At 71.8% G+C, this 14039-nt stretch carries 10 protein-coding genes; 4 read left to right on the forward strand and 6 right to left on the reverse strand.

Annotation, left to right across the window (positions count from 1 at the left end; translation table 11 throughout):
* Window positions 1–79 precede the first annotated feature (79 nt).
* The 4 genes from ACZ4NB_RS32810 to ACZ4NB_RS32825 all read right to left on the reverse strand — a co-directional run bounded on the left by ACZ4NB_RS32810 (window position 80) and on the right by ACZ4NB_RS32825 (window position 6837).
* Window positions 80–3898 (reverse strand): multifunctional oxoglutarate decarboxylase/oxoglutarate dehydrogenase thiamine pyrophosphate-binding subunit/dihydrolipoyllysine-residue succinyltransferase subunit, encoded by a 3819-nt coding sequence (locus tag ACZ4NB_RS32810; protein ID WP_467666678.1) that lies wholly within the window; start codon window positions 3896–3898, stop codon window positions 80–82.
* 250 nt (window positions 3899–4148) lie between these two features.
* A complete protein-coding gene (locus tag ACZ4NB_RS32815) occupies window positions 4149–5270 on the reverse strand; it encodes a sensor histidine kinase (protein WP_467666679.1) in 1122 nt (373 codons plus the stop codon).
* Window positions 5267–6004, reverse strand: a complete 738-nt coding sequence (locus tag ACZ4NB_RS32820; protein WP_399149532.1) for a response regulator transcription factor — start codon at window positions 6002–6004, stop codon at window positions 5267–5269. The genes ACZ4NB_RS32815 and ACZ4NB_RS32820 overlap by 4 nt, the downstream gene beginning before the upstream one ends.
* Window positions 6005–6078: 74 nt before the next feature.
* Entirely contained in the window at window positions 6079–6837 is a 759-nt protein-coding gene (locus ACZ4NB_RS32825; protein WP_467666680.1) for a spermidine synthase family protein, read from the reverse strand.
* Window positions 6838–7084: 247 nt separating this feature from the next.
* Between ACZ4NB_RS32825 and ACZ4NB_RS32830 the strand changes: the two genes are divergently transcribed.
* Window positions 7085–7891, forward strand: coding sequence for a rhomboid-like protein (locus ACZ4NB_RS32830; RefSeq protein WP_467666681.1), 807 nt, complete (start codon window positions 7085–7087; stop codon window positions 7889–7891).
* 115 nt (window positions 7892–8006) lie between these two features.
* Here the strand turns inward: ACZ4NB_RS32830 and ACZ4NB_RS32835 are convergent, their stop codons facing one another.
* Complete coding sequence (locus ACZ4NB_RS32835; protein WP_467666682.1) at window positions 8007–8510, reverse strand: YfbM family protein; 504 nt, start codon at window positions 8508–8510, stop codon at window positions 8007–8009.
* Window positions 8511–8693: 183 nt separating this feature from the next.
* Here ACZ4NB_RS32835 and ACZ4NB_RS32840 point away from each other — a divergent pair, with 183 nt between their 5' ends.
* Together ACZ4NB_RS32840 and lon are read left to right on the forward strand one after the other, a co-directional pair.
* The gene (locus ACZ4NB_RS32840; protein ID WP_467666683.1) at window positions 8694–9539 is read left to right on the forward strand and encodes a pentapeptide repeat-containing protein; all 846 of its coding nucleotides are present in this window, start codon (window positions 8694–8696) and stop codon (window positions 9537–9539) included.
* A 212-nt stretch (window positions 9540–9751) separates the two neighbouring features.
* The gene (gene lon, locus ACZ4NB_RS32845; protein WP_467666684.1) at window positions 9752–12211 is read left to right on the forward strand and encodes an endopeptidase La; all 2460 of its coding nucleotides are present in this window, start codon (window positions 9752–9754) and stop codon (window positions 12209–12211) included.
* A 124-nt stretch (window positions 12212–12335) separates the two neighbouring features.
* Here the strand turns inward: lon and ACZ4NB_RS32850 are convergent, their stop codons facing one another.
* Window positions 12336–13196 (reverse strand): lysozyme, encoded by an 861-nt coding sequence (locus ACZ4NB_RS32850; protein WP_467666685.1) that lies wholly within the window; start codon window positions 13194–13196, stop codon window positions 12336–12338.
* 277 nt (window positions 13197–13473) lie between these two features.
* Here ACZ4NB_RS32850 and ACZ4NB_RS32855 point away from each other — a divergent pair, with 277 nt between their 5' ends.
* The gene (locus tag ACZ4NB_RS32855) at window positions 13474–13977 is read left to right on the forward strand and encodes a MarR family winged helix-turn-helix transcriptional regulator (protein WP_393493411.1); all 504 of its coding nucleotides are present in this window, start codon (window positions 13474–13476) and stop codon (window positions 13975–13977) included.
* Window positions 13978–14039 lie beyond the last annotated feature (62 nt).

Here is a 14039-nt window from a genome sequence, read left to right on the forward strand (position 1 = left end):
GGACACGGCAGGACACACGGCAGGGCCCGCCCCCGCAGCAGCGGGGACGGGCCCTGTTCCGTACAGCGGTCCGTGACGCTTACGCGTCGAACACCTCGGCGACCAGCTGCGCCTGCTCCGCCTGGTGGCGCTTGGCGGAGCCGACGGCCGGGGACGAGGAGTGCGGCCGCGAGATGCGACGCAGGCGCTCACCGTGCGGGACGTCGGCGCCGACGGCCAGATCGAGGTGGTCGATCAGGTTGAGGCCGAGGAACGGCCAGGCACCCTGGTTCGCCGGCTCCTCCTGCGCCCACAGGTACTTCTCGGCGTTCGGGAACTTGGCGATCTCCGCCTGGAGCTCCTTGCCGGGAAGCGGGTAGAGGCGCTCGATGCGGACAATCGCCGTGGCGGCAGCATCAGCGTCGTTCGCACCGCGCTTGGCGCGCTCGGCCTCCAGGTCGTAGTAGACCTTGCCGGAGCAGAAGACGACCTTGCGGACGGCGCTCGCGTCCACCGCGCCGGAGGCGACCTGGGTGTCGCCGATGACGGGGCGGAAGCCGCCCGTGGTGAACTCCTCCGTCTTCGACGCCGCGGCCTTCAGACGCAGCATCGACTTCGGGGTGAAGACGACCAGCGGCTTGTGGTGCGGGTTGTGCACCTGCCAGCGCAGCAGGTGGAAGTAGTTGGAGGGGAGCGTCGGCATGGCGACGGTCATGTTGTTCTGCGCGCACAGCTGCAGGAAGCGCTCGATCCGGGCCGAGGAGTGGTCCGGGCCCTGGCCCTCGTAGCCGTGCGGGAGGAGCAGGGTGACGCCGGAGGTCTGGCCCCACTTCTGCTCGGCCGAGGAGATGAACTCGTCGACGACCGTCTGGGCGCCGTTGACGAAGTCACCGAACTGGGCCTCCCACATGACCAGCGCCTCCGGGCGGGCCAGCGAGTAGCCGTACTCGAAGCCCATCGCCGCGTACTCGCTCAGCAGCGAGTCGTAGACGTTGAAGCGGGCCTGGTCCTCGGAGAGGTAGAGCAGCGGGGTGTAGTCCTCGCCGGTCTCGCGGTCGATGAGGACCGCGTGGCGCTGGCCGAACGTGCCGCGGCGGGAGTCCTGGCCGGCGAGCCGGACCGGGGTGCCCTCCATCAGCAGCGAGCCGACGGCGAGGGTCTCGCCCATGCCCCAGTCGATGGTGTTGTCCTCGACCTGGGCCGCGCGGCGCTGCAGCTGGGGCAGCAGACGCGGGTGGACCGTGATGTGGTCGGGGATGTTGACCTGGGACTCGGCGATCCGCTTGACGACCTCCTGGGAGATCGCGGTGTCCACGAAGACCGGGAACTCGGCCTTGGGCTGCGGCACCTCGGGGACGGCCGGGGCCGTCGTGGCGTCGCGGACCTCGGTGAAGACCTTCTCCAGCTGGCCCTGGAAGTCCTGCAGCGCCTGCTCGGCCTCTTCCAGCGTGATGTCGCCGCGACCGATGAGGGACTCGGTGTAGAGCTTGCGCACCGAGCGCTTCTTGTCGATCAGGTCGTACATCAGCGGCTGGGTGAAGGCCGGGTTGTCCGACTCGTTGTGACCGCGGCGGCGGTAGCAGATCAGGTCGATGACCACGTCCTTGTTGAACGCCTGGCGGAACTCGAAGGCCAGCCGGGCGACGCGGACGACGGCCTCGGGGTCGTCGCCGTTGACGTGGAAGATCGGCGCCTCGATCATGCGGGCCACGTCGGTGGCGTACATGGACGAACGCGAGGACTCCGGGGCGGCGGTGAAGCCGACCTGGTTGTTGATCACTACGTGCACCGTGCCGCCGGTGCGGTAGCCGCGCAGCTGGGACATGTTCAGCGTCTCGGCGACCACGCCCTGGCCGGCGAACGCGGCGTCGCCGTGCAGCTGGATCGGCAGGACGGTGAAGTCCGTGCCGCCCTTGTTGATGATGTCCTGCTTGGCGCGGGCGACACCCTCGACGACCGGGTCCACGGCCTCCAGGTGGGAGGGGTTGGCGGTGAGCGAGACCTTGATCTGCTCGCCGTCCAGGCCGGTGAAGGTGCCCTCGGCGCCCAGGTGGTACTTCACGTCGCCGGAGCCGTGCATCGACTTCGGGTCGAGGTTGCCCTCGAACTCGCGGAAGATCTGCGCGTAGGACTTGCCGACGATGTTGGCGAGGACGTTGAGGCGGCCGCGGTGGGCCATGCCGATGACGACCTCGTCCAGGCGCGACTCGGCCGCGGAGTCGATGACCGCGTCCAGCAGCGGGATGACGGACTCGCCGCCCTCCAGCGAGAAGCGCTTCTGGCCGACGTACTTGGTCTGCAGGAACGTCTCGAACGCCTCGGCGGAGTTCAGTCGGCGCAGGATGCGCAGCTGCTCGTCGCGCTCCGGCGACTTGTGCGAGCGCTCGACGCGGTCCTGGATCCACTGGCGCTGCTTGGGGTCCTGGATGTGCATGAACTCGATGCCGGTGGTGCGGCAGTACGAGTCGCGCAGCACGCCCAGGATGTCGCGCAGCTTCATCATGGACCGGCCGGAGAAGCCGCCGACCGCGAACTCGCGCTCCAGGTCCCACAGGGTGAGCCCGTGCTCGGTGATGTCGAGGTCGGGGTGCTTGCGCTGGTGGTACTCCAGCGGGTCGGTGTCGGCCATGACGTGGCCGCGGACCCGGTAGGAGTGGATCAGCTCGAAGACCCGGGCGGCCTTGGTGACGTCGTCGTCGTGCGAGGCGTCGATGTCCCGCAGCCAGCGGACCGGCTCGTAGGGGATCCGCAGCGACTTGAAGATGTCGTCGAAGAACTCGTTCTCGCCGAGCAGCAGCTGGCTCATGACGCGCAGGAACTCGCCGGAGGCGGCGCCCTGGATCACCCGGTGGTCGTAGGTGCTGGTCAGCGTCATGACCTTGGAGACGCCCAGCTTGTTCAGGGCGTCCTGGGAGGTGCCCTGGAACTCCGCGGGGTAGTCCATCGCGCCGACGCCCATGATCATGGACTGGCCGGGCATCAGACGGGGCACCGAGTGGACGGTGCCGATGCCGCCGGGGTTCGTCAGCGACGCGGTGACTCCGGTGAAGTCGTCCATCGTCAGCTTGTTGTCGCGGGCCCGGCGGACGATGTCCTCGTAGGCCTGCCAGAACTCGAAGAACGAGAGCGTCTCGGCCTTCTTGATGGCGGCGACGACGAGCTGGCGCTCACCGCTCGGCTTCACCAGGTCGATGGCCAGGCCGAGGTTGATGTGCGGCGGCTTGACCAGCGTCGGCTTGCCGTCCTTCTCCGCGAAGGAGTAGTTCATCGACGGCATGGCCTTGAGGGCCTGCACCATCGCGTACCCGATGAGGTGGGTGAAGGAGACCTTCCCGCCCCGGGCGCGCTTGAGGTGGTTGTTGATGACGATGCGGTTGTCGAACAGCAGCTTCACCGGGACGGCGCGGACGGACGTGGCCGTCGGCAGCTCCAGGGAGGCGTTCATGTTCTTCGCGACGGCGGCCGACGGGCCGCGCAGCTGGACGTACTCGGGCGCGGCCGGGGCCTCGCCGTCGGCGGCCTGCTTGGCGGCCGGCTTCGCGGCGGCCTTGGCGGGGGCCGCCTTGGCCGGGGCCGGCTTGACGGGGGCCGGAGCGCTCGCGGCAGGCTTCGCCGGGGTGGCCGGCTGTGCTGCGGGCTGCGCGGCGGGGACCGGCGGCGTGACCGGGGCAGACGGCGCCGGGGCGGCCTGCGCGGGGGCCGCGGCCTCCGCGGGCTTGCTCGGCGCGGTGGCGCCGCCCGGCTTGTAGTCGGCGAAGAAGTCCCACCAGGCTCGGTCTACCGAGTTCGGGTCCTGGAGGTACTGCTGGTAGATCTCGTCGACGAGCCACTCATTGGGACCGAACGCGGCAGCAGGGCTCTTGCCCTGCCCCTCTTGGTCGGTCGAGATGCTCGAGCTGTTGGGGGACTGTAGCGACACGGCGGCAACCGCCCTCTTCCGCTTCCTAAGGTGGTGGACAGCGGGAATAAAGGCTACGCCTCTTGTGACCATTGGTGCAGTCCGGGAGGGCCACTCGTCGCGCACGTCACATTCCCGAAGGGGTTTCGGGGCATGACTTGGCGGGAAACACACGAGGTTTGCCCGTGTGCGGGTAGGGCTCACCGCCGTCGCACCCATGGGATGAGTGCTCCTACCACCGACCCTACGTCACCGAACGTCAACGCGGACGTCAGCTGCGCGCCGACTCCAGCCCCGGAAGAGTGACCCGGATCCGGCAACCCCGAGCGGATTCGGCCACGCCGATGCGTCCGCCGTGCAGATCCACCGCCCAGCGGGCGATCGCCAGGCCCAGGCCCGTACCGCCGTCGCTGCCGGGACCCGAGGGGGCCGGGCCGCCGCGGTTGAACCGCTCGAAGACCCGGTAGCGCTCGGACTCGGGGATGCCGGGCCCCTCGTCCTGCACCTCCAGCTCCAGGCTCTCCGGGCCCTCGCCGCGCCGGGCGTGCACCGTGACCCGGCCGTGGCGCGGGCTGTGCTTGATCGCGTTGTCGATGAGATTCGCCACGACCTGGTGGAGCCGCTCGGCGTCGGCGTGCGCGGTCAGCTCCGGCGGCGAGACGTCGAGGTGGAGGTGGACGTCCGTACGGGTGTGGGTGCCGGAGCCGGCCAGTCCGGACAGCGTGGAGGCGCCGCGGCTCATATTGGCCTCCTTGAGCACCCCGGACAGATACGGCCAGACCTCGAAGCGCCGGGCGTGCAGCGGCACCACGCCGTTGTCCAGCCGGGACAGGTCCAGCAGGTGCTCGACCAGGCGGCCCAGCCGCTCGGTCTGCTTCAGCGCCGTGCGCATCGTCTCCGGATCGGGCTCGCAGACCCCGTCGACGACGTTCTCCAGGACGGCGCGCAGCGCGGCGATGGGGGTGCGCAGCTCGTGCGAGACGTTGGCGACCAGCTCCTTGCGGTGGGTGTCCACCGCCTCCAGGTCGGCCGCCATCCGGTTGAAGGCGTTCGCCAGGTCGCCGAACTCGTCGCGGCGGGCCGAGCGCACCCGGCGGCTGTAGTCGCCGTGCGCCATCGAGCGGGTGACGTCCGTCATCTCGCCCAGCGGGGCGGTCAGGCTGTTCGCCACGAACTGGGTGAGCAGCAGCGAGGCGATGATCGAGAAGATCGTGATCACCCGCAGCTCGGTGGCCGAGTGCATCGCGACGAACACCAGCAGGGTGGTGATGATCACCGAAACGCTGACCAGCGCACCGAGCGCCGCCTTGACGGAGCGGTACGGGTCCAGCGGGCGCAGCGCGTCCCAGACCTGCTGCCACAGCTCGCGCAGGGGCTGCTGCCACCGCTTCATGCGGCCGGAGTCTCCAGCGCGTAGCCGACCCCGTGGACCGTGCGGATGCGCTCGGCGCCGATCTTGCGGCGCAGCGCCTTGATGTGGCTGTCGACCGTACGGGTCCCGGAGGCGTCCGCCCAGTCCCACACCTCGGCCAGCAGCTGCTCACGGGAGAGCACCGCGCGCGGCGTGTTCGCCAGGCAGACCAGCAGATCGAACTCGGTGGGCGTCAGATGGACGTCCGCGCCGCGCACCCGGACCCGGCGCTGGGCGTGGTCGATCTCCAGCTCGCCCAGCCGCAGGATGCCGCTGCGGGGGGTGTGGGCGGCCAGCGCGGCGCGCTCGACCCGGCGCAGCAGGACGTGCACCCGGGCGGCCAGCTCGCGCATCGAGAACGGCTTGGTCATGTAGTCGTCGGCGCCGACGCCGAGGCCGACCAGCATGTCGGTCTCGTCGTCGCGGGCCGTGAGCATCATCACCGGCACCGGGCGCTGCGCCTGGACGCGGCGGCACACCTCCAGGCCGTCGAAGCCCGGCAGCATCACATCGAGGACCAGCAGATCGGGCTGCCATGCCTCGGCGGTGTCCACGGCGGCCGGGCCGTCCGTGGCCGTCTGCACCTGGAAGCCCTCGGCGCGCAGCCGGGCCGCGATGGCGTCGACGATCGTCGGGTCGTCCTCCACGACCAGTACCCGGCGCTGGGCGCCCGGCGTGGCGGCGGCGCCGCCCTGCGTTGTCTGAGTCTGGTCCATCGCCCGCCCCTGCATGTCCCTGCGTGGTCGCGTACTAGCTGGGCAGCAGCGTACGGGCATGGTGTGACTGTCGGCTACGCGCCCTTCCGCGCGAGGTGGACCACGTCGGGGACGCCTCGGACAACGGGGATCTCTTCCGTACGTACCTCGCTGAACCCGGCATTTCGCAGGGCCTCCTCGAAGGCCGGCGAGGGCTGCGCGGACCATATGGCGAGCACTCCGCCGGGCGTGAGGCGGTCGCGGCAGGCGGCGAGTCCGGTGGGGGAGTAGAGGCTGTCGTTGTCCTCGGTGACGGTCCAGTCGGGGCCGTTGTCGATGTCCAGGCACAGCGCGTCGTAGGTGGCCTCGGGGCCGGTCCCGCGGCGCAGATGGGCGACGAGGTCGGTGTGCAGGATCGCGCACCGCGGATCGGCCAGTGCGGCCGCCGAGACGGCCGACAGCGGGCCGTCGCGGTGCCAGTCGATGACCGCCTCCTCGCGCTCGACGACGCTGATCCGGCCCCATCTCGGCTGCTCGGCGGCCCTGGCCAGGGAGAAGCCGACGCCCAGGCCGCCGATCAGCACCGAGGGCCGCTCGCGGTCGGCGGGGAGCCCGTCCAGCGCGGCGTCGATCAGCAGCCGTTCGGACCGGCCGTCGGAGGTGTCCATCAGGAAGCAGCCGTTGGCGATGATCTCGTAGATCACCGGGGTCGCGGGGCCTTCCGGTCCTGCCGGTCCGGTGGGGTCCTTGGCCCGCTGCCGCAGCACCACCTCGCCGTACGGGCCCTCGCGCCGGTCGATCGTGCGGGGGGCCGCTGCGGGGTCGGCCGTCTGCTGCGGAGTAACGGAAACCATGGCGCCCATGGTGGCCAACACGCCCCGCGCCGGGCAACGCGATACGGGGCGGGTGGGCCGCCGGGACCCTGACGCGGGTGCCGCGACGGCAGTTGTCTGGTGTGAGGCATATCACTCTCACAACTTCCTCATGGGTTGAGCAGGCAGGGTGGTCCGCGACGTTGTGCACAGCAGAACGAGCACGCACCGCCCGGGGGAGATGGGGCGTGGCTCACCGGATGAGCCATGGACTGGGAGGGACCGCCAAGTGAGCTGGCTGGGAACCGCCGGAGGGGCACGGGCCGATCGGGGCCCGGGCGACATTGCGGGAGCCGGTGCCGGGCCGGCGGCCGAGCGGCTGCGCCGGGCGAGCACCGGGCCGGCCGCCGAGCGGCTGCGCCGACGGGTCTGGCGGCTCCTCCCCACCCCCACCGGCACCCCCTTCACCCTCGGCTACGCCGTCCTGCTCGCCGCCACCTCCCTCTTCGCCGAACACGCCGACCCCCACCTGGTCTCCGAACTGCTGCGGGGCTCCAGCACGGACGTCGTCCACCTGACCAAGGCCCCGCTGCTGGTGCTGGCCGCCAGCGCCCTGTGGATAGCCGGCGGACTGACCTCCGCCTACGCCCTCGCCTTCCTCCTCGTCCTGACGGCCCTGGAGCGGCGGATCGGCGGACTGCGCAGCGCCGCGGTCTTCTTCGGCGGCCATGCGCTGGCCACCCTCGCCACCGAGGTGCCGGTGGCCTTCTCCGTCGCCGCCGGGCAGCTGCCGGAGAGCTCCCTGCACCGCCTCGACTACGGCATCAGCTTCGGCGTGATGACCTGCACCGGAGCCCTCGCGGGCCTGCTGCCGGCCTGGGCGCGCTGGCCCCTCCTGGCCGGCGTGGGCTGCCTGGCGCTGACCGATCTGCTGGCCTACCTGGACCCGATGACCGACTGGGGGCATCTGCTGTCCCTCGCCCTGGGCACGGCCTGCTGGCCCCTGCTGCGCCGCTGGCGCGCCTGCCGCACCGGCCCTCGGCCGCTCCTCGGCGACCTGGGGCATCCGGCGCTGCGCGGCGTGCGGACCTACTGACCCCGGCGCGACGGGCCCGGAGCCGGTCCGGTGGATCGGCCCCGGCGCCGGGTCAGCCAGGGGCCGCATTTCCGGACCGCATCTCCGGACCACCGGCACCCGCCCGCACCCCCTCCTAGCCGAGCCAGACGAGCACGGCGTCCCCCTGGTCCGCCGCCGCACGGAAGAACGGACGCAGCGCGTCGTAGTGCTCGCGCACATAGTCCAGGGGCTCGCCGCGCTCCCACACGATCGACGGATACACCGCCGCCAGGGCGAGGTCCTCCGGGCCGACGCCGGCCGTCAGCTCCGCGCCGGATATCTCCGCGAGCGCCTCGGCGGCGACCCGCACCCGCTCGGCGGTGAGGTAACGAGGCGGGCCGTAGCCCCAGTCGTCGGCCCCCGGGACGTCCGCCTCCCCGTACACGATCTCCACCGGGAAGGCCGCCCGGCGCAGCAGGAACCCGAGGGCGTCCCAGGCTTTGTCGACGTCCAGGCAGCGGGCCGCGGCCGGCTCCGCGGGCTGCCCGGCTTCCTCTTCCATCCGCCCGATGACCAGCTTGAACGCCCACTCGGGGTCGTCGAGGGCGCGGTCGAATTCGGCGGGGGTGACGCGTGCGAACTGTCCGATCATGCTCATGGATCCGAGGCTAGGGGCGACCACTGACAACGCCCGGCGGCCGGCGCCGCGTTGGCGGCCCGCCGGCGCCCCGCGGCGAGCGAAACCGGCCGGCCGCTGCCACCCGTCCGGGCCTGGGAGAATGGACCTCCCTTCCAGGCGCCGCCCCGTGCGGCGCACGCCGGCCGCAGGAGTATCCGCACCGTGTCCCCAGACCGCGCGCCCGAGCGCAAGCAAGCACATCCGGACACTGTCGAGCTGGGCCTGCAGTCCGACTGCGGCAGCTGCTTCGGGCTGTGCTGCGTCGCGCTGCCGTTCGCGGCCTCCGCGGACTTCGCCCTCGACAAGGAGGCCGGCCGGCCCTGCCCCAACCTGCAGACCGACTTCCGCTGCGGCATCCACACCGACCTGCGCAAGCGCGGCTTCTCCGGCTGCACCGTCTTCGACTGCTTCGGCGCCGGGCAGAAGGTCTCCCAGGTCACCTTCGGCGGACGGGACTGGCGGCAGGCACCCGGCACCGCCCGGCAGATGTTCGACGTGTTCCCCGTCATGCGGCAGCTGCACGAACTGCTCTGGTACCTGGCCGAGGCGCTCACCCTCCGGGCCGCCCGCCCCCTGCACGCCGACCTGAGGGCCGCGCTGGAGAAGACCGAACGCCTCACCCGCGGCAGCGCCGAGGAACTCGCCGCGCTGGACGTGCCGGCCCACCGGGGCGAGGTCAACGCCCTGCTGCTGCGCACCAGCGAGCTCGTACGGGCCAAGGTCCCGGGCCGCAAGAAGGAGCGGCGGGGCGCCGACCTCATGGGGGCCCGCCTCAGGGGCGCCGACCTCCAGGGCGCCAACCTCCGCGGCGCGTACCTCATCGCCGCCGACCTCAAGGGCGCCGATCTGCGCCGGGCGGATGTGATCGGCGCCGATCTGCGCGACGCCGACCTCAGCGGCGCCGACCTCACCGGCGCCCTCTTCCTGACCCAGGCCCAGCTGAACGCGGCCCGGGGCGACTCCACCACCAAGCTGCCCGAGACGCTGACCCGCCCCACGCACTGGTAGCCGGGCACCAACCCGCGCACCGGTAGCCCGGCACCCGCCCCGCGCACCGGTATGCCGGGCGCCCCCCGGCACCCGCCCCGCGCACCGGCAAGCCGGGCGCTCCCCGACGCCTGCCCCGCCGCGATCGCTCACAGCGAACGCGCGCGGGGAACAACTCCCCACCCCTCCGCATTGAGTGGGTAAAGCTCAACTTGATTGCCGAAGGGGAGATCATGGCTTCGACGTCCACATCGCTCACCCTGCCCGTGCTGCCGCTCGACGACGAGGTCGTGCTCCCCGGCATGGTGGTGCCGCTGGACCTGTCCGACGCGGACGTCCGCGCCGCGGTGGAGGCCGCACAGGCCGCCGCCACCTCGGGTAACAAGCCGCGGGTGCTGCTTGTGCCCCGCATCGACGGCACCTACGCGGGCATCGGCACGCTCGGGCGGATCGAGCAGGTCGGCCGGCTGTCCGACGGCGACCCCGGAGCGCTGATCCGGGGCCTGGGCCGGGTGCGGATCGGTTCCGGCACGACCGGCCCCGGCGCCGCACTGTGGGTGGAGGGCACGACCGTCGACGAACAGGTCCCCGATCCGCTGCCCGGGGCCGTCGCCGAACTCGTCACCGAGTACAAGGCGCTGGCCACCAGCTGGCTGCGCAAGCGCGGTGCCTGGCAGGTCGTCGACCGCGTCCAGCAGATCGAGGACGTGCCGGCGCTGGCCGACAACTCCGGCTACTCGCCCTTCCTGACCACCGAGCAGAAGGTCCGGCTGCTGGAGACCACCGACCCGGTCGCCCGCCTGAAGTTCGCCACCGAGACGCTGCGCGACCACCTCGCCGAACAGGACGTCGCCGAGTCCATCGCCAAGGACGTCCAGGAGGGTGTCGACAAGCAGCAGCGGGAGTTCCTGCTGCGGCGGCAGCTGGAGGCGGTCCGCAAGGAACTCGCCGAGCTGAACGGCGACCCGGAGGACGAGAGCGACGACTACCGAGCCCGGGTCGAGGCCGCCGACCTGCCCGAGGACGTCCGCAAGGCCGCCCTCAAGGAGGTCGACAAGCTGGAGCGGGCCAGCGACCAGAGCCCCGAGGGATCGTGGATCCGCACCTGGCTGGACACCGTCCTCGAACTGCCGTGGAACGAACGGACCGAGGACGCCTACGACATCGCCGGCGCCAAGCGGGTGCTGGACGCCGACCACGCCGGCCTGGAGGAGGTCAAGGAGCGGATCACCGAGTACCTGGCCGTCAGGAAGCGACGGGCCGAGCGCGGCCTGGGGCTGGTCGGCGGCGGGGCCAAGGGGACCGCGCCCGGTGAGTCCGGCAAGGGCGGCGGTGGACGACGGGCGGGCGGCGCCGTCCTGGCACTCGTCGGCCCGCCCGGCGTGGGCAAGACCTCGCTCGGCGAGTCCGTCGCCCGCGCCATGGGCCGCTCGTTCGTCCGGGTCGCGCTCGGCGGCGTCCGCGACGAGGCGGAGATCCGCGGCCACCGCCGTACGTACGTCGGCGCGCTGCCCGGCCGGATCGTCCGCGCCATCAAGGAGGCCGGCTCGATGAACCCGGTCGTCCTCCTCGACGAGATCGACAAGGTGGGGTCCGACTTCCGGGGCGACCCGGCGGCCGCCCTCCTGGAGGTACTGGACCCGGCGCAGAACCACACCTTCCGCGACCACTACCTGGAGGTCGAACTCGACCTCAGCGACGTGGTCTTCCTGGCCACCGCCAACGTCCTCGAAGCCATCCCCGAGCCGCTGCTGGACCGGATGGAGCTGGTCCGGCTGGACGGCTACACCGAGGACGAGAAGGTCGTCATCGCCCGGGACCACCTGCTGCCGCGCCAGCTGGAGCGGGCCGGCCTGGAGCGGGACGAGGTGGCGCTGGAGGACGACGCGCTGCGCCGGCTGGCGGGCGAGTACACCCGCGAGGCGGGCGTACGGAATCTGGAGCGGGCCATCGCCCGGCTCCTGCGCAAGGTCGCCGCCCAGCACGAACTCGGCGAGCGGGAGCTGCCGTTCACGATCGGCGTGGAGCAGCTGCGCCCGCTGATCGGGCGGCCGCACCACACCCCCGAGTCCGCCCAGGACCCGGCCGAGCGGCGGACGGCCGTCCCCGGAGTGGTCACCGGCCTCGCGGTCACCGGCGCCGGCGGCGACGTGCTCTACGTGGAGGCATCGCTCGCCGATCCGGAAACCGGTGCGTCCGGGCTCCAGCTGACCGGCCAGCTCGGCGACGTGATGAAGGAGTCCGCGCATATCGCGCTGTCGTTCCTGCGCTCCCATGGCGCGGAGCTGGAGCTGCCGGTCGCCGACCTCAAGGAGCGCGGAGTGCATCTGCACGTACCGGCGGGCGCGGTCCCCAAGGACGGGCCGAGCGCGGGCGTGACGATGACGACGGCGCTGGCCTCGCTGCTGTCGGGCCGGCAGGTCCGGCCGGATGTGGCGATGACCGGTGAGATCTCGCTGACCGGGCGGGTGCTGCCGATCGGCGGCGTCAAGCAGAAGCTGCTCGCGGCGCACCGGGCCGGGATCACGACGGTGATCATCCCCAAGCGGAACGAACCGGACCTGGACGACGTCCCGGCCGAGATCCTCGACTCCCTGGAGGTCCACCCGGTCGCGGATGTCCGCCAGGTGCTGGAGCTGGCGCTGACACCGGCGTCCAACGGTGCCGTGCCCGAAATCCCCGTCGCGGCCTGAGCCGCGCGCGGGGAGAGGGGGCGGGCCCCTGCCGCACGGGCTGTGCGGCAGGGGCCCGTCGGCGCGTACGGCCCGGGCGTGGAGGGGGCCGTACGCCCGCGCAAGGACCGTCGGCCGGGTGCGCTCAGCCGTTCGCCAGCGCCTGCAGCCGGTCGTAGGCGCCGTTGAAGCGGTTGTGGTCACCGACCGTCGGGCCGGTCGAGGTGTACTGCCAGATGGTGTGGAAGCCCCAGCCGGCCGGGAGTTCGCCGACCGAGGAGCCGTAGCGCGGAACCCACAGCGGATTGACGGCCCCGAAGGCGGACGAGTTGCCGGTGCACTGCTTCCACCAGCCGGTGGAGGTGTAGATGACCGCGTCCCGGCCGGTGCGCGCCTTGTAGGTGGCGAACCAGTCCTTCATCCAGTTGACCAGGCCGGCCGCGCTCAGCCCGTAACAGGTCGCGCCGTAGGGGTTGTACTCCATGTCGAGCGCGCCGGGCAGCGTCCTGCCGTCCTTGGACCAGCCGCCGCCGTGGTCGACGAAGTAGTTGGCCTGGGCGGCGCCGCTGGAGGTGTCGGGCGTGGCGAAGTGGTAGGCGCCACGGATCATGCCCACGTTGTAGGAGCCGTTGTACTGCTGCGCGAAGTACGGGTTGGTGTAGCTGGTGGACTCCGTCGCCTTGACGTAGGCGAAGCGGGCGCCGCTGTTCCAGAGCGTCGACCAGGCGACGTTGCCGTTGTGGCTGCTGACGTCCACGCCCTCGACGGACGCCGCGAGCGAGGCCGCCGGCGGGGCGGTGCCGATCGCGGTGCCCTCGTGCCTGGCGATCTGCGAGCCGGCCCAGTCCTGTCCGGGGTGGGTCGGTTCCGGCGCGCGCCGCGGAGCCTGGGCGCCGGCGGCGGACGGCCGGCCGAGAAGGAGGGCGAGAATCGCGAGAAGGGCCCCGACCACGGTCGCGAGGGAGCGTGCGGGGCGGTGGGGGAAGCCGGATCTGAGCACGGTCATACGTGTCTCCGGAGATCTCGGTGGGTGACCTGAGGGGGATGATCTGACGGCATGACGCAGACGCGATGACACGGAGGTGCGGTGTGCATGACGCGCGGCGGAACCTTTGACGCCGACCGGGCCGCTTGGTGTGGTCATGCCAGGTATCACGATACGCGCGTAGACCGATGAGGCAAAAGAGGGTTGCCGGGCTGCCGTTGGTCTAATCCTGCGAAATACTGGCCGAGCTGCGGCTTCGGCCGCCGAGGGCGGAAACTTTCAGATGAGGAAAGCGGGAATGGGCGCTGACGTGCACAACACCGGAGCCGGCGGTACCGCGGCGGACTGCGAGCCGACTGGTGAGGACCACGTATTTCTCGCCCTGGAACGGGAATTGGCGGTATTCCTCCGCCGTGCCCGGGCCTCGTCCGGCGAATTGGCCCGCGAGGTGCATCCCGATCTGGAGCCGTCCGCATACGGGCTCCTGCTCCGGCTGGCCGACGCCGGCGCGCAGCGCGCCACCGACCTCGCCGGCTTCTTCGGGGTCGGCAAGGCCACGATGAGCCGCCAGCTGCACGCCCTGGAGAAGCTGGGGCTGGTCGCCCGCGAGCCGGACCCGGCCGACGGCCGCGCCGTCCTCGTCCGCATCACGGACGAGGGCCTCGCCCGCTTCACCCGCGTCCGCAACGGGCGCCGCGCCCAGTACGCGCGCCGGCTCGCCTCGTGGGACCGCGCGGAGGTGGCCGAACTCGCGCGGCTGCTGCATCGCTTGAACACGGAGCAGGAGGGCGAGGAGGGGTAGGGGGCGAGGGAGGCGGGGGGTAGGGGTCGTCGAACGCATTCCGTAGGGGATGCGAGCGCCCC

The organism is Streptomyces sp. NPDC026575 (assembly GCF_055567415.1).